Consider the following 15,710-nt stretch of genomic DNA (forward strand, 5'->3'; position numbering starts at 1 on the left):
CCTGAGAGGCTCCGCTGTGGATCTCGTCCTGCGCGACGCGCGCGTCATCGACGGCACCGGCGGCCCGTCGTACCGCGCCGATGTCGGTGTCACCGACGGCCGTATCGCGGAGATACGGCGGGAGGGCGAGGGCCCGCGCCCGGCCGGCGCGCGCGTCGTCGACGCCGCCGGGCTCGCCCTCTCCCCCGGCTTCATCGACATGCACGCGCACAGCGATCTGGCGCTGCTGCGCGACCCCGAGCACACCGCGAAGGCCGCGCAGGGCGTGACCCTGGAGGTGATCGGCCAGGACGGTCTGTCGTACGCGCCGGTCGACGACCGGACCCTGACGCACGTCCGGCAGGCGATCAACGGCTGGAACGGCGGCGGGGAGGGCGACACCTCCGTCGACTTCGACTGGCGCACCGTCGGCGAGTACCTGGACCGGCTCGACCACGCCTTCGAGGGCCAGGGCTTCGACGGGCCGGGCATCGCCGTCAACGCGGCCTATCTGGTCCCGCAGGGCACCGTCCGTATGTTCGCCGTCGGATGGGACGACCGGCCCGCGACCGGCGCCGAACTGGCCCGGATGAAGCAGCTGGTGGCCGACTCCATGGAGCAGGGCGCGGTCGGCATGTCCTCGGGGCTGACCTACACCCCCGGCATGTACGCGGACGACGCCGAACTCACCGAACTGTGCCGGGTCGTGGCGCGGTACGGCGGCTACTACTGCCCGCACCACCGCTCGTACGGCGCCGGGGCGCTCGAAGCGTACGAGGAGATGGTGACGCTCACCGGCACGGCGGGCTGCGCGCTCCATCTCGCCCACGCCACCATGAACTTCGCGGTCAACGAGGGCCGGGCGCCGGATCTGCTGGCGCTGCTGGACCGGGCGCTGGACTCGGGCGCCGACATCTCGCTCGACACCTACCCGTACACCCCCGGCTGCACCACCCTCGTGGCGATGCTGCCCAGTTGGGCGAGCGAGGGCGGCCCCGACGCGATCACCGAGCGGCTGCGGGACCCGGCGACCGCCGAGAGGATCCGGCACCATCTGGAGGTCGTCGGCGCGGACGGCTGCCACGGTGTGCCCATCGAGTGGGACACCATCGAGATCTCCGGCGTCGCCGACCCGGCGCTCACGCGGTACGTGGGCCGTACGGTCGCGGAGTCGGCCGCCTCGGCGGGCGAGCCGCCGTGGACCACGGCGCGGCGGCTGCTGATCGAGGACGGGCTCGGCACCACCATCCTGCAACACGTCGGCCACGAGGAGAACGTCCGGCGGATCATACGCCACCGCGTCCACACGGGCGGCAGCGACGGCATCCTCCAGGGCGCCAAGCCGCATCCGCGCGCCTACGGCACCTTCCCGCACTACCTGGGCCGGTACGCCCGTGAGCTGGGCATTCTGACGCTGGAGGAGTGCGTCGCCCATCTCACCTCCCGCCCGGCGGCCCGGCTGCGGCTGCCCGACCGGGGGCTCGTACGCGAGGGATACCGCGCCGACCTGGTCCTCTTCGACCCGGACACGGTCGCGGCTGGCTCCACCTTCGAAGCGCCGCGCACCCTGCCGGTGGGCATCCCGCACGTACTGATCGACGGGCGGTTCGTGATCGAGGACGGGCGCCGCACGGACGTGCTGGCGGGCCGGTCGGTACGGCGGTCCGCCTGACGACCGCCGGCTGCCGGAGCGGACCGGATCAGGCGGACGCCAGCCGCAGCACCAGCGCCACGGCCCCGATCAGCATGAAGCCGACGACGGGGGCGACGGCGTGGTCCTTCACCCGCAGGTGCGTGATGAGCGCGCCGATGAAGTACAGCACCACGCCGATCGCCGCCGCCACGCCCAGGAACGGCACCCAGAGCCCGATCACCAGCCCCAGCGCGCCCGCGATCTTGACGAGGCCGAGGGGGACGAACCAGGAGTCCGGCACCCCGAGTTCGGACAGCGAGGTGACGATCCGCTCCGCGCGGGTGATGTCGGCGAAGGCGGAGCCCGTCAGAGCGAGGGCGAGCATGATGCCGACGACGGCGTAGGCGATGAACACGGGTGACCTCTCGGAGAATGCCCGGAGTGACGGGCGGGAAGCACGGGGTGCGCGGGACCGGTTGTCAGTCTGCCGGTAAAGATGATGTGAAGGAAGGCCGGACGAGGACCGGTGGTGACGGGGCGACAGGTCCACGACGCGGTGCCGCGGGGCGCCGTACGCCGGGGCCGCGCCGGTCCCCACCCGCCGCGGTCGACGCGACAGGCTCTGAGCTGCGCGGACCACGCCGTGGCGGCTCCACGAATTTATGAGCGATCCCCGGAAAAACGGATCCTCGGCGCCACTTCGCTCGTCTCTCTCCCCGAACACGGCATGAGCGGAGTCAGGAGCGGTGGGGGCCATGGGGCAGCGGAAGGTACGGGGGGCGGCGCGCGCCGCGAGGCGCGGGGCCGTGCGAGCGGGCACGCTGACGGCGGTGGTCGCGCTCGCCGGGGCCGCGCTGCTCGCCGGGTGCGGGCACCAGCAGGCGGCCGGGAAGCCGGACGCTCCCCGGCCGGGGAGCACCACCCGCGCGCCCGGCACGGACGACAAGCCCCTCGCGGCGCCGCACCCGCCCGAGCTGCCGGACCAGACCTCGCAGCCGAACCCGAAGCTGCCGCCGCCCCTGGTCAACATGGACATCGCGCACGCGGCGGAGAGCGGCGGCAAGGCCGTCAACATCACCGTCGACGACGGCCCGGATCCGGTCTGGACCCCGGAGATCCTCAAGATCCTCCGGGACAACGACGTCAAGGCGATCTTCTGCATGGTCGGCCCGCAGGCCGAGGCCCACCCGGACATCGTCAAGCGCGTCGTGGCCGAGGGGCACCGGCTGTGCGACCACTCCGTCGCGCACGACACCGGAATGGACCACAGGTCGAAGGCGTACCAGAAGGAGCAGATCCTCACGGCGGCCCGCCAGATCGAGAAGGCGTCGGGCGGCGTCAAGCCGCTGTACTACCGGGCGCCGGGCGGCGCGTTCACCCCGTACAGCCGGCAGATCGCGGCGGCGGCCGGGATGCGGCCGGTGGGCTGGAACGTGGACTCCAAGGACTTCGAACAGCCGGGGGCCGGGGCCATCCTGAGCACGGTCAGGAACGAGCTGTCGAACGGGCCCACCCTCCTCTTCCACGACGGCGGGGGCGACAGGTCGCAGACGGCGGCGGCGCTGCGGGAACTGCTGCCGTGGCTCGGCGAGCAGGGGTACGCGTTCAGCTTCCCGGTCCGCTGAGCGGGAACCGTCGAGTCGAATCCGTCGCACCCGGTCGCTCCGGCCGCCCCGGTCGTACGGCCGCCCCGGTCGTACGATCGGACGGTCGTCCGACCGGAGCAACGTGGGGAAAAACACCAGGCGGCCTCCGTTACACGGCCGTAAGGTGGCCGACATGCAGGTCATCCAGTCAACGAAGCTCGCCAACGTCTGCTACGAGATCCGGGGCCCGGTGCTCGACGAGGCGATGCGGCTGGAAGCAGCGGGCCAGCGCATCCTCAAGCTGAACACCGGCAATCCGGCGGCCTTCGGCTTCGAGTGCCCGCCGGAGATCCTTGAGGACATGCTCCGCAACCTCGGGGACGCGCACGGCTACGGCGACGCGAAGGGGCTGCTCTCCGCCCGCCGCGCGGTCATGCAGCACTACCAGACCAAGGGCATCGAGCTGGACGTCGAGGACATCTACCTCGGCAACGGCGTCTCCGAGCTGATCCAGATGTCGATGCAGGCGCTGCTGGACGACGGGGACGAGGTCCTCGTACCCGCCCCCGACTACCCGCTGTGGACGGCCTCGGTGTCGCTCGCGGGCGGCACCGCCGTGCACTACCGCTGCGACGAGCAGGCCGACTGGATGCCCGACCTCGCCGACATCGAGCGGAAGATCACCGATCGGACGAAAGCGATCGTGATCATCAACCCGAACAACCCGACGGGCGCCGTGTACGACGACGCGATGCTCGCCTCGCTCACCGAGATCGCCCGCCGGCACAACCTGGTCGTCTGCTCGGACGAGATCTACGACCGCATCCTGTACGACGGCGCGACCCACACCCCGACCGCCGCCGTCGCGCCCGATCTGCTGACGCTGACGTTCAACGGGCTCTCCAAGAACTACCGGGTGGCCGGGTTCCGCTCGGGCTGGCTCGCGGTCTGCGGCCCCAAGGCGCACGCGACCTCGTACATCGAGGGGCTGACGATCCTGGCCAACATGCGGCTGTGCGCCAACATGCCCTCGCAGCACGCGGTGGCCACCGCGCTCAACGGGCGCCAGTCCATCGAGGACCTGGTGCTGCCCGGCGGCCGGATCCTGGAGCAGCGCGATGTGGCGTACGACCTGCTCACCAGGATTCCGGGCGTGACCTGCGTGAAGCCGAAGGGCGCGCTCTATCTCTTCCCCCGGCTGGACCCCTCGGTCTACAAGGTGAAGGACGACCGGCAGCTGGTCCTCGACCTGCTGCGGGCCGAGAAGATCATGGTGGTGCACGGCACGGGGTTCAACTGGCCGGAGCCGGACCACTTCCGGATCGTGACGCTGCCCTCGGTGCAGGATCTGACCGACGCGGTGACCCGGATCGGTACGTTCCTGGACGGGTACGCGCAGCGCTGAGCCGCACCGGTGCGGGGCGACGACCGCCCACCGGGGTTTCGGTCAGTGACCGGCGGGGTGCACCAGGCGGCCGTGGGAGACCAGGGAGGCGGCCTGCTTGAGGCGGCGTACCCGGATGCTGACCCCGTAGGCGTCGATGCCGGGGGTGGCGGCGAGGCGGGTGGTCAGGTAGCGGTAGAGGTCCTCGGCGTCGCGGCAGACCACGATGGCCATCACGTTGTGGTCGCCGCTGGTGGCGCCGGCGAAGGCGACCTCGTCGTGCCGGGCGATCTCGTGTCCCACGCGCTCCAGCCGGGCGGGGGCGACGCGCAGCCAGAGGGTGGCGTTGAGGGGGTGGCCGAGGCGTTCGGACAGCAGCTCGATGTCGTAGGTGAGGGTGCCGGACGCCTCCAGGGTCTCCAGCCGGCGGGTGACCCGGCCCTTGGACCAGCCGGTGACCCCGGCGAGCTGCGTGTGGGTGGCCCGGCCGTCCTCGGCGAGGGCGTCGAGGAGCGGGGCGTCCGCGGCGGTGGGCGGCTGGAGCGGACCGGTGGGCGCGGGGGCCGGGTCGCCGGTCAGCGCCAGCTTCTGCTCGGGCGTGAGGTGTCCGCCGTAGCCGGTCCAGCCCGCCATGTCGGGGCCCTCGAAGGGGTGGATGAGCAGGTCGATGCTCATGTCGAGCACGGAGGCCGACTTGGGGAGCCGCTGGAGCAGCATGTCCTCGCGCTGGGCGTGGAGCGGTGAGCGGATGACGCAGATGATCTCCGAGCCGCCGGACGCGATGCCGACGTAGGAGATGTCGGGGCGCCGGGTGAGGGCGTCGGCGAGCGGGCCGACCCGGTCGGGACGGCAGCGGATACGGGCGACCCACTGCGCCTCTCCGTGCACGGCGGGGTCGACCAGCCCCACGACGCGCATGACTCCGCTGCGGCGCAGGGCGTGATAGCGGCGGGCCACGGTCTGCTCCGACACCCCGGTCACGTCGCCGATGAGCCGGAACGGAGCACGAGGCGCGCATTGCAGAGCCTGGAGGATCCGCGCGTCTGTTTCGTCGATCACGGAGGAATTGTTCCACGACTCCGGCTGTCGATGGATCTTTCTCACCGATATGAGCTGCCGCTTCGTCGCTTTGGTTTGAGTTCGCCGAAGCTGGTTCGCGTGTGTCCCACGAGAAATCGGAGTGTCTGAGTGAACGTCGCACCTTCGGCGAGCGGGGTGGCCGACCGGCGGGCGGCCACGCTCGCCATGGCCTGTCTGGGCGTGTTCGTCGCCTATTTGCCGGTGACCACCGTCGCCGTGAGTCTTCCCGCCATCCAGGCGGCGCTGGGTGCGTCGACGGCCCAACTGTCCTGGGTGCAGGACGCGTTCGTCCTCCCCATGGCCGCTTTCATCCTGACCGCCGGGGTGTTCGGCGATGTCCACGGGCGCAAGAAGGTGTTCCAGGCGGGCCTGCTGTTCACCGCCGCCGGGAGCGCCGTCGCGCTGGCCGCCCAGTCGATCCAGGTGCTGTGGATCGGCCAGGCTCTCGCCGGACTGGGCGCGGCGGCGCTGCTGCCCACGACGCTCGCCCTGATCAGCCACGCGGTGCCCGACCACCGGGAGCGCGGCAAGTTCATCGGGCTGTGGGCCACCTCGCTCCTGCTGGCACTGGCCGTCGGTCCGCTGATCGCCGGAGTCATCCTGCGGCACGCGGACTGGCGGTGGATCTATCTGCTCGCCATACCCGTGTCGCTGATCGCGATGGCCGTCGCCGCGCGGCTGCTGACCGACTCGCGTGCCCCGCACGGGCGACGGCTGGACTGGCCCGGCCAGATCACCGCGGCCCTCGCGATCACCGCGCTGGTGTACGGCGTGATCGAGGGCGGGGCCGGTTCCTTCACCGAGGTCCGGGTCCTGGTGGCGCTGGTCGTCGCCGTGGCCGGGGCGGTCGGTTTCGTCCTGGCCGAGCGGCGCGGTGACAGCCCGATGCTGGATCTGACGCTGTTCCGCAGCCGGGCGTTCACGGCCACCACCCTCGTCGCGATGATCACCTTCATGGCGCTGATCGGCTTCTTCTTCCTGCTGAGCCTCTACTTCGGCCTGGTGCAGCGGCTCGACACCCTGGAGGCGGGCTGGCGTCTCCTGATGGTCACCGGAGCGGCGATCGTCGCGGGCGCGCCCGTCGGGCGGCTCATGCACCGGGTCCCCGCCCGCGCCCTGATCACCGCCGGGCTGCTCGTCGTCTCCGGTTCGCTGGCGTCGCTGACCACGCTCGACGCGGACACGTCGTTCGTCTCCATCGCGTGGCGGCTGGCCCTGCTGGGCCTGGGGATGGGCTGCGTCCTGACTCCGATGACGGCCACCGCGGTCGGCTCCGTACCCCATCACCTGGCCGGGATGGCCGCCGCGGGCAACAACGCCTTCCGGCAGGTGGGCGGGGCGCTCGGCCCGGCCGTCCTCGGCACCCTCCTCACCACGCGGGCTCTCGGCACCTTCCCCTCGCATCTCACCGATGCCGGGATCACGGGTGCGACCCGGCAGGGCATCGTGGACACCGCCGAGTCGGGCGGGCTGGGCGCGGTCGCCCAGATGAACCTGGGCCCCGTCACGGGCCAGGCCCTGGGAGCGGTGGGTGACGCCTTCCTCGACGGTCTGCGTCTGTGCCTGACCGTGGCCGCGCTGCTCGCGCTGCTCGCCGCCCTGGTCTCCGTGGTGCTGCTGCGCGGCCCGCGCACGCCGTCCCCGTCCACGGTCGCGGCTTCCGGGGCGGCCACCACGACCGCCGCCGTACCGGCCGGGGCGCCCGCCGATGCCGCCGCCTCCGGCGTCCCCGCCGATGCCGCCGCCTCCGACGATTCCGGCGTCTCCGGCGAGCAGGCGCGGGCGACGGGGGCCCGCCCGTGACAGCGCCCGGCCCCCGGGTGCACCCTGTTCCCCATGACGAGCCCGCGCGGGCGCGGTACCGGCGAGACGTCTGAGGGGACCGCGCGACCGCGGTTTCCCGTGCGCGGGCACGGATTGCCCGCGCACGGCCGGTCCGTCCGTCCGCCCCGTCCCATGCCGGGCGGGCGGGCGGACGGGCGGACCGGCCGCGTCCGGGAGGGACCACGTGAACAAGGAGCACCAAGGACACCATGGACCGCCTCTCCACGGCCCCCGCCTCGGCCGTCACCTCTCTGCTGGAGGACTTCTCCCTGGAGATGACGGGCAAGGACGTCCCCCGGCTCGAAGAGGCCCGGGACCACATACCGGCCGGCACCCGGATCAACGTCACCTTCCTCGGCAACGAGGCCCCGGAGACGCGGCTGACCGCCGCCCGCGCGGTCCGGCGGTTCGGGTACACCCCCGTCCCGCATCTGTCGGCCCGCCGGCTGCGCTCCCGGTCGGAGCTGTCGGAGATCCTCGCCGGGCTGCGCTCCGACGGCACGGCGGACCAGGTGCTCGTCGTCGGCGGCGACCCCGCCACGCCCCACGGCCCCTACGGCGACTCCCTCGCCGTCATCCGGTCCGGACTCCTCCAGGAGTACGGCGTACGGCGCGTCGGCGTCAGCGGCTATCCGGAGGGCCACCCCGCCATCGCCGGTCCGGTGCTGTGGTCGGCGATCGAGGACAAGACCGCCGCTCTGGCGCGGCACGGACTGTCCGGCGATGTGATCACCCAGTTCGGCTTCGACGCGGAGCCGGTCCTCCGCTGGGTCGAGGAGCTGCGGAAGCGCGGCATCGGCGCCCCGGTACGCGTCGGGGTGCCCGGCCCCGCCGGAATCAAGCGGCTGATGACGTACGCCACGCGTTTCGGCGTCGGCACGAGCGCGTCCATCGCGAAGAAATATGGCTTCTCGATCACCAACCTGATGGGCACAGCGGGACCCGACCGCTTCATACGCGCCCTGGCCAGGGGGTACGACGCGGACCGCCACGGCGCGCTCAAGCTGCACTTCTACACCTTCGGCGGGATCGGGGAGACGTCGCGGTGGATCGCCGACTTCCGCGCCGATATCCGGGCAGAGGAAGTGGCGTAGCGTTCCGGCGTTCCGGGCTCGGCCGCCCGGGGTGCGGTCACTCTCGGCGACTTCAGGAATACGCTCAACTTTAGACTGATTCCAAGGTAGGATGGTCTCCTGACCCAGCACAGGAGGCCATCCCATGTATGAGCCGATCCGTACCAAGTCGGTCCACGCGATGGCCGACGCCGATGCCGACTTCCCGCACCGCAGCCGCGAGGAGGAGCTGGACATCCAGCTCGCGGGCCATCTCGCCGCGCTGCTCGCCGTCACCGACGAGCTGGGGATGGACCCGGCGGCCGAGTCCATCGCCACCCAGGTCGCCAGGCTCCGCGGCGCCCCGCCCACCCGCCACGCCGGACTCACCGGCGCCGACCCCGCCGCCCTGCACCGCCGCGCCCTCGCACTCGCGGGCCGCGCCCTGGTCGTCGCCGCCTCCCGCGCCGACACGGCCGCCGCGATCCTCGCGGCGGAACGCATGGACGCGCACACCACCGCGCTGGCCGGCCAGCCCCTCGTCGGCGCCCACTGACGGCCCCGGTCCGCACACCGCGGAGGCGTGCGGACCGGCCGGCCACCGCTCCCCTCGTACGGCGACGCGGCACGTCGGCTCACCGCGGGCGCGGTCACGGATTCCGGAGGGCCGCCGTCCAGCGGGGGCCGGTGTCCCTGTCGCCGCTCCAGATGTCCTGCCGGTCGGGCGTGCGGGTCATGCCGAAGTCGTAGAGCCCCGGTTCGTCCAGGCGCTCCCAAGTCCGCCCAGCCCGACCGATCTCGTCGGCCGGACGGCGGGGCCCTCCCTGGTACGTCACGGATGCCAGAAGGTCGCCATGCCCACGCACCTCATCTCTGTCATCGGGACCAGCCCCGGTGTCGGCACGTCCACCCTGTGCCGTGCTCTGGCCGAGTGGCCGGCCGGCACGGGCACTTCGGTCGAGACTCTGGTCGAGTCCACTCGCGCCTACGTAGCGGAGTCGGTCGCGAGCGGCATCGACTAGCTCGTGACGGACGCTCTCGTGCCCTTCATCCCGTCTCTCGTGGCCTGGGGCCTCGACGAGGGGGCCTCGTACACGTCGTGGGTGAGCAGGCACGGGCCGTGGAGCCGGCCCGGGTCACCGTGGTGTACGTCCAGGGCGCCCCGGAGGCGGCACTGCGACGCGCCGTCGAGCGGGAAGGGGACGCCTGGGAAGACTGGTACGTGCGGAAGCTTGCCGGGTCCCCCGGCACCCGGGCTGTCCATGACCTCCCGTCAACCGCCGTCCACTTCCGCTTCGAGACGAGCCTGACGCGTCGCCTCCTCGCGCGGACCCCGTGGCACGTCCTGACTGTGGATACGGGAACCCTCAACCCCCAGGAGGCACTCGCTTGCACCCGATGCCACCTGACGGACGTGCTGGGATTGGCAGGCTGACCACCGACGCGGCCGGTGGCCGCAGTCAACGCGCCGCTGTGACCGAGGCTCCGGGAACCCGAACCCGGTCACCTCGGCCGTGGTGAACGCGAGCGGGACGGTTCCCGCGCCGGTGTCCTGCGTCAGCACGTAGTTGTCGGGGAGCGGACGATCGAGTGCGGCGCCTCCCCCATGGGCCACCAAGCCCGCCGGGGTCGTCCGGGCCGTTTGCCGCTCCCCGGCGGACTCCTGCGACAGCGCTTCCCCAAGGGCACGGACCTCTTCCGGCACAGCCGTGATGTTCTCGACATCGTCGCCCCTCAACTCAACAGCCGGCCAGGCAAATCACTCGACTGGGAGACCTCGGTCGAGTGCCGAAGGATCTGATGCGTTCAGGAGCCCGACAGCACCAGAGGAGTTCCGCGCGGCACCTTGGCCCCGAGCCAAGCCCTGATACCGACCGCCTACTGGTGGTGCCAGACCAGCGTATAGCGCCAAAACAGGCGTCGGCGCAGCCGTGCGCCGGGTAGCGCCTGGTGGGCGTCGCGAACCACTTCCGCGAAGGTCATGGCCGCCGGCCGGGTCGGGGCTGCCATTGAGGCTGGTCGCGATCGCCGGCGCCCCCTGTTCTTGATCCAGGCCATGGCCACATTCGACGGAATGGCGACGGCCTCGATCAGGTGATCGCTCCGGGACTGCGGGCGGGAGAGGCCGACGACGATCAGAGTTCCGCCCGGCGCCAGGTGCTGTCGGAAGCGGGTAAGGGCGTCACTGAACGGCATGTGGTGGATGGTGGCGACGCATGTGATGACTTCGTAGGGGCCGGACGGTACCTCCTTCATCGCGTCTCCGACAGAAAAGGCGACCGGAGCTGCCGGGGCCGTGAGCTCCCGCGCGCGAGCGACGATGGTGGGGTCCGCGTCAATACCGTGCACCCTTCCGGCCCGTGAGGCCAGGAGCCTGGCGAGGTCACCGCTGCCTGATCCGACATCCAGGGCGCTGTCGAAACGTCTGGGGAGCTGACGCAGGATCCATCGGTGGTAGTGGGCGTTGTGGTCCCAGGGGCGGGTGGCGTGGAATTCCTCAAGCGTTCGCATGATGCGTGGCACCAGTGTCGTCATGAGGCGAGTCCATCAAAGCCTCAGTCGCCCGCGAAACCACATTCGAGACGGACGGGAATGCTGGCGCCCGGCGCGGTACGACCGTCAGCCGCTCGGCCGGGATGCCCGACCGAGCGGCTGTTCGGATTGCTCGCCACCACACACTCGCCACCACACATCGGTGTCACGTGTTGCGGCGTTTCCTGGCGTCCACCGAGGCCACCGAGGCTCCGGGGGCACGCCGTTTCACCGGGGCGGATCAGCCCAGGCGTTGGACCAGCGCGTGGTACTCGTCCCACAGTTCCTTCGGGGTGTGGTCGCCGAAGGTGTTCAGGTGCTCCGGCACGAGCGCCGCCTCCTCGCGCCAGACCTCCTTGTCGACGGAGAGCAGGAGGTCGAGGGCGGAGTCGGAGAGGGCGAGGCCGTCCGTGTCCAGGGACTCCTTCGTCGGGAGGATGCCGATCGGGGTCTCGACGCCGTCCGCCGTACCGTCCAGCCGCTCCACGATCCACTTCAGGACGCGGCCGTTCTCGCCGAAGCCGGGCCAGACGAAGCGGCCCGCCTCGTCCTTGCGGAACCAGTTGACGTAGTAGATCTTCGGGAGGCCGGCCGCGTCCTTGTCCTGGCCGACCTTGACCCAGTGCCCCATGTAGTCGCCCATGTTGTAGCCGCAGAAGGGCAGCATGGCGAACGGGTCGCGGCGCAGTTCGCCGACCTTGCCCTCGGCCGCCGCCGTCTTCTCGGAAGCGACGTTGGCGCCGAGGAAGACGCCGTGCTGCCAGTCGAAGGACTCGGTGACCAGCGGTACGGCGGAGGCGCGGCGGCCGCCGAAGAGGATGGCCGAGATCGGGACGCCCTTGGGGTCCTCCCACTCCGGCGCGATGATCGGGCACTGACCGGCCGGGACGGTGAAGCGGGCGTTGGGGTGGGCGGCGGGCGTGGCGGACTCCGGGGCCCAGTCGTTGCCCTTCCAGTCGGTGAGGTGCGCGGGCGCCTCCTCGGTCATGCCCTCCCACCAGACGTCGCCGTCATCGGTGAGCGCCACGTTGGTGAAGACCGAGTTGCCCCACATGGTCTTCATCGCGTTGGCGTTGGTGTGCTCGCCGGTGCCGGGCGCGACGCCGAAGAAGCCGGCCTCCGGGTTGATCGCGTACAGCCGGCCGTCCTCACCGAACCGCATCCAGGCGATGTCGTCGCCGATGGTCTCCACGGTCCAGCCGGAGATCGTCGGCTCCAGCATGGCGAGATTGGTCTTGCCGCAGGCGGACGGGAAGGCCGCCGCGACGTACTTGGCCTCCCCGCGGGGCGGGGTGAGCTTGAGGATCAGCATGTGCTCGGCGAGCCAGCCCTCGTCGCGCGCCATGACGGAGGCGATGCGCAGCGCGTAGCACTTCTTGCCGAGCAACGCGTTGCCGCCGTAACCGGAGCCGTACGACCAGATCTCGCGCGTCTCGGGGAAGTGCGAGATGTACTTGGTGGAGTTGCAGGGCCACGGCACGTCGGCCTCACCGGGGGCCAGCGGCGCGCCCAGGGTGTGCACGGCCTTCACGAAGAAGCCGTCGGTGCCCAGTTCGTCGAGGACCGGCTGCCCCATACGGGTCATGGTGCGCATGGAGGCCGCGACATACGCGGAGTCGGTGATCTCGACGCCGATCGCGGAGAGCGGTGAACCCAGCGGGCCCATGCAGAACGGGACCACGTACATGGTCCGGCCGCGCATCGCGCCACGGAAGATGCCCTGGTCACCGGCGAAGATGTCGCGCATCTCGGCCGGGGCCTTCCAGTGGTTGGTGGGGCCCGCGTCCTCCTCCTTCTCGGAGCAGATGAAGGTCCGGTCCTCGACGCGCGCCACATCGGAGGGGTCGGAGGCGGCGTAGTACGAGTTCGGGCGCTTGACCGGGTCGAGTTTCCGGAACGTGCCCTTGGCGACGAGCTCCCCGCACAGGCGCTCGTACTCGCTCTCGGACCCGTCGCACCAGACCACCCTGTCCGGTTGCGTGAGGGCGGCGATCTCGTCCACCCAGGAGAGCAGTTCCTGATGGCCGGTGGGAAGGGGGCTGGACATGCTGGTGGGAGCCGCGTTTTCGCGCGCCACGATTGCTCCTTGGTGAGGGTTTTGAGGTTGTCTGCCCCTTGGGGGCTGCGACCCGGACGCTTCGTAGCCGCTCATCCGGTGCCGACCGCACTCATTTGATCATCCGACTATGGCGCCCATATGTCCAGAGGGCCTCACACGTGAGCATCGCCACTCGCAGGCCGGGCGTGGCGCGGGTGGGACGCCGGGCGTGGCGCGAGTGTGGCGCCGGGCGTGGCGCCCTGCGCGGCACGCCGGCACGGAACCGGGGCGGCGAGAAGGCGGCGAGCGGACGGCGCGAGGACGGCGCGAGGACGGCAGAGGTCGGCGCGAGGTCGGCAGAGGTCGGCGCGAGGTCGGCAGAGGTCGGCGCGAGGTCGGCAGAGGTCGGCGCGAGTGGGGCCCCGCCCGGCCTGGCGCCCGACCTTGCGCCCGGCGTGGCCACAACCCGCCGTACCGATACGTAACCTACGGACCCGTAGGTAGCATGAGCGTATGAACCCTGCCGCGTCCGAATCGCCCGCGAACGCCCCGCAGTCCGAAGGGGGGCCGGTCGAGATCCAGCTGCCGAGCCCGGTCAAGCCGAAGCTGCGCGGCTGGCTCCACGCGGGCATGTTCCCCGCCGTACTGGTCGCCGGGCTGGCCCTGATCATCCTGACGGACTCCACCCGCGCGAGGATCGCCTGCGGGATCTATGTGCTGACGGCCTGTCTGCTCTTCGGCGTCAGCGCCATCTACCACCGGGGCAACTGGGGCCCGCGCGGCGAGGCCGTGCTGCGCCGGCTCGACCACGCCAATATCTTCCTGATCATCGCGGGCACCTACACCCCGCTGACCATGCTGCTGCTCCCCGCCTCGACCGGCCGCACGCTGCTGTGGGCCGTGTGGGCGGCGGCGGTGGCCGGGATCGCCTTCCGGGTCTTCTGGGTGGGCGCCCCCCGCTGGCTCTACACGCCCTGCTACATAGCGATGGGCTGGGCGGCCGTCTTCTTCCTCCCCGACTTCATGCGCACCGGCGGGATCGCCGTGCTCGTGCTGGTGGTCGTCGGCGGACTGCTCTACAGCGCGGGGGGCGTGATCTACGGCCTCAAGCGCCCCAACCCGTCACCTCGGTGGTTCGGTTTCCACGAGGTCTTCCACTCCTTCACCCTGGCCGCTTTCGTCGTGCACTTCGTCGGGATCTCGCTGGTGGCCTATCAGCACTCCTGAGGCACCCGAGGCACCCGAGACACCCGGAGCCGGGTCCGGGTCCGTACGGTCGGCACGAGCCGCCTCCCGCCCGTGGCCCGCTTCGGCCCCGCTGTCCCCATGGCTTCCACAGCTCTCACGGCTCCCGCCGCTCCCCCGGCCGCGGTTGCCTCGCCAGTCAGGCGAGCGCAGCCGCGGCCTCGTCCGTGGCCGTGACGCCAGGGCCACCCGCCAGGTCCCGGCCGCGACCACCAGGACGACCACGGCCCCGACCGCCGGCTCACCACCCACCATGAATCCCGCGACGCACAGCGCCGCCACGACCACGACCAGCGCGTGGATGACATTCCCCATCCCGGCCTCCCTCCGCACGGGCACGCCTTCACGGATTGTCCGCCTCTTGACCACACATCGTCACATGTCGTGCGGGCAAATCAAGAGGGCGTCCCCTGCGCGGGAGTGCACGCCGGGGCGTACAGGGCTCATCGCCCGCGCACGCCCGTCACGCTGACGCCCGCCACGCGCACGCCCGTCACGCGTTGGCGGGGAGGGCGGGGGCGGGAGAGGGCGGGGACGGGAGCGGGCGGGGACGGGCGGGGACGGGAGCGGGCGGGGACGGGAGGGGGCTCGTTCTCCGCCCCACCCGCCCCACCCGTACCTGCCGCCCCACCCGCACCTGCCACGCCCCCTTGGCTCGCCGGCTCGCCGGCGTGCGGGAGGGGCTACTCGGCCCACGGGGAGTCCAGGATGGTGCGTACGAAGTCCCCGCGCTCGAAGCCGGGCACATAGTGCGCCAGCACATCGGCCTTGACGTTGCCGAACGTGGTCTGCGGCTTGGAACGGATCCCTTCGGTGAAGGCGTCCAGGATGCGCTGCTTGAAGCCGGGCCGCGGGTGAGCGGCGACGACCGCGGCGCGGTCCGCCTCGTCGAGGTCGTGGTAGCCGATGCCGAGAACGTCGTACTCCACCCCCGCGGTCACCAACGCCACCTCCGGCTCCATGAATTCGGGGATGCCCGGGGTGGTGTGCAGGGCGATGGCGGTCCACACCCGTCGCACACTGTCCTCCGGCACCTGACGTGCCTGCAAAAAGCGCCGGGCTTCGTCGGCACTGTCCACCTCGAAGCGTCGCCCACTGCCGTGAAAGGGTTCGTTCAGGCCCAGGTCGTGGAACATCGCCGCGACATAGAGCAGCTCGGGGTCGACGCTGAGGCCCCGGTTGGCTCCCTGGAGGCTGCCGAAGAAGTAGACACGGCGTGAGTGGTGGTAGATCAGTTCACTGGTGCTGTCCCGAACGAGCTCGGTCGTCTCCCGCGCGAGCCTCGTGTCCGGTACACGCACCCCGGCCGGTACGGAGGAGTCGTCCGCCATCGAAATCACCTGGTCCCTCGGTCCCT

General features: G+C 71.4%; 14 protein-coding genes and 1 pseudogene. 9 read left to right on the forward strand and 6 right to left on the reverse strand.

The genetic code is table 11. The annotated features are described in order from the left end of the window. Window positions 1–16: 16 nt before the first annotated feature. Window positions 17–1,651 (forward strand): amidohydrolase family protein, encoded by a 1,635-nt coding sequence (locus ACFY6S_RS13905; RefSeq protein ID WP_388815582.1) that lies wholly within the window; start codon window positions 17–19, stop codon window positions 1,649–1,651. A 28-nt stretch (window positions 1,652–1,679) separates the two neighbouring features. On the opposite strand, the gene ACFY6S_RS13910 is transcribed toward ACFY6S_RS13905, so the two are convergent. Next, window positions 1,680–2,027 carry a DoxX family protein gene (locus tag ACFY6S_RS13910; RefSeq protein ID WP_388815584.1) on the reverse strand — a complete coding sequence of 116 codons (348 nt, stop codon included), beginning with the start codon at window positions 2,025–2,027 and terminating at the stop codon, window positions 1,680–1,682. Between the two features lie 340 nt (window positions 2,028–2,367). Between ACFY6S_RS13910 and ACFY6S_RS13915 the strand changes: the two genes are divergently transcribed. After that, a complete protein-coding gene (locus ACFY6S_RS13915) occupies window positions 2,368–3,237 on the forward strand; it encodes a polysaccharide deacetylase family protein (protein ID WP_388815585.1) in 870 nt (289 codons plus the stop codon). Between the two features lie 154 nt (window positions 3,238–3,391). After that, on the forward strand, window positions 3,392–4,603 hold the full coding sequence (locus ACFY6S_RS13920; RefSeq protein WP_388815587.1) for a pyridoxal phosphate-dependent aminotransferase: 1,212 nt from the start codon (window positions 3,392–3,394) through the stop codon (window positions 4,601–4,603). 42 nt (window positions 4,604–4,645) lie between these two features. Here ACFY6S_RS13920 and ACFY6S_RS13925 read toward each other — a convergent pair whose 3' ends face one another. Beyond that, window positions 4,646–5,641, reverse strand: a complete 996-nt coding sequence (locus tag ACFY6S_RS13925; RefSeq protein WP_388815589.1) for an Lrp/AsnC family transcriptional regulator — start codon at window positions 5,639–5,641, stop codon at window positions 4,646–4,648. Between the two features lie 129 nt (window positions 5,642–5,770). Between ACFY6S_RS13925 and ACFY6S_RS13930 the strand changes: the two genes are divergently transcribed. From ACFY6S_RS13930 to ACFY6S_RS13940, 3 genes are all read left to right on the forward strand, one after another. Beyond that, the gene (locus ACFY6S_RS13930) at window positions 5,771–7,465 is read left to right on the forward strand and encodes a DHA2 family efflux MFS transporter permease subunit (RefSeq protein WP_388815590.1); all 1,695 of its coding nucleotides are present in this window, start codon (window positions 5,771–5,773) and stop codon (window positions 7,463–7,465) included. A 230-nt stretch (window positions 7,466–7,695) separates the two neighbouring features. Continuing rightward, window positions 7,696–8,580: a methylenetetrahydrofolate reductase gene (locus ACFY6S_RS13935; protein WP_388815591.1), complete on the forward strand. Its 885-nt coding sequence runs from the start codon at window positions 7,696–7,698 to the stop codon at window positions 8,578–8,580. Window positions 8,581–8,704: 124 nt separating this feature from the next. Continuing rightward, window positions 8,705–9,094 carry a hypothetical protein gene (locus ACFY6S_RS13940; protein ID WP_388815592.1) on the forward strand — a complete coding sequence of 130 codons (390 nt, stop codon included), beginning with the start codon at window positions 8,705–8,707 and terminating at the stop codon, window positions 9,092–9,094. Between the two features lie 94 nt (window positions 9,095–9,188). Here the strand turns inward: ACFY6S_RS13940 and ACFY6S_RS13945 are convergent, their stop codons facing one another. Next, window positions 9,189–9,374: a hypothetical protein gene (locus tag ACFY6S_RS13945; protein WP_388815594.1), complete on the reverse strand. Its 186-nt coding sequence runs from the start codon at window positions 9,372–9,374 to the stop codon at window positions 9,189–9,191. 18 nt (window positions 9,375–9,392) lie between these two features. On the opposite strand from ACFY6S_RS13945, the gene ACFY6S_RS13950 reads away from it, so the two are divergent. Next, a complete protein-coding gene (locus tag ACFY6S_RS13950; protein ID WP_388815596.1) occupies window positions 9,393–9,560 on the forward strand; it encodes a hypothetical protein in 168 nt (55 codons plus the stop codon). 635 nt (window positions 9,561–10,195) lie between these two features. Next, window positions 10,196–10,339 (forward strand): annotated as a pseudogene (locus ACFY6S_RS13955) (IS30 family transposase); the annotation flags it as partial. Between the two features lie 77 nt (window positions 10,340–10,416). Here ACFY6S_RS13955 and ACFY6S_RS13960 read toward each other — a convergent pair. After that, a complete protein-coding gene (locus tag ACFY6S_RS13960; protein ID WP_388815598.1) occupies window positions 10,417–11,073 on the reverse strand; it encodes a class I SAM-dependent methyltransferase in 657 nt (218 codons plus the stop codon). A gap of 238 nt (window positions 11,074–11,311) precedes the next feature. Beyond that, window positions 11,312–13,147, reverse strand: coding sequence for a phosphoenolpyruvate carboxykinase (GTP) (locus ACFY6S_RS13965; protein ID WP_388815600.1), 1,836 nt, complete (start codon window positions 13,145–13,147; stop codon window positions 11,312–11,314). A gap of 474 nt (window positions 13,148–13,621) precedes the next feature. Between ACFY6S_RS13965 and ACFY6S_RS13970 the strand changes: the two genes are divergently transcribed. Further along, window positions 13,622–14,335 (forward strand): hemolysin III family protein, encoded by a 714-nt coding sequence (locus ACFY6S_RS13970; RefSeq protein WP_388815602.1) that lies wholly within the window; start codon window positions 13,622–13,624, stop codon window positions 14,333–14,335. A 701-nt stretch (window positions 14,336–15,036) separates the two neighbouring features. Here ACFY6S_RS13970 and ACFY6S_RS13975 read toward each other — a convergent pair. Further along, window positions 15,037–15,684 carry an HD domain-containing protein gene (locus ACFY6S_RS13975; protein WP_388815604.1) on the reverse strand — a complete coding sequence of 216 codons (648 nt, stop codon included), beginning with the start codon at window positions 15,682–15,684 and terminating at the stop codon, window positions 15,037–15,039. Between the last annotated feature and the right edge of the window lie 26 nt (window positions 15,685–15,710).

Origin of the sequence: Streptomyces sp. NPDC012835 (genome assembly GCF_042900885.1) — a bacterium.
Taxonomy (GTDB): domain Bacteria; phylum Actinomycetota; class Actinomycetes; order Streptomycetales; family Streptomycetaceae; genus Streptomyces.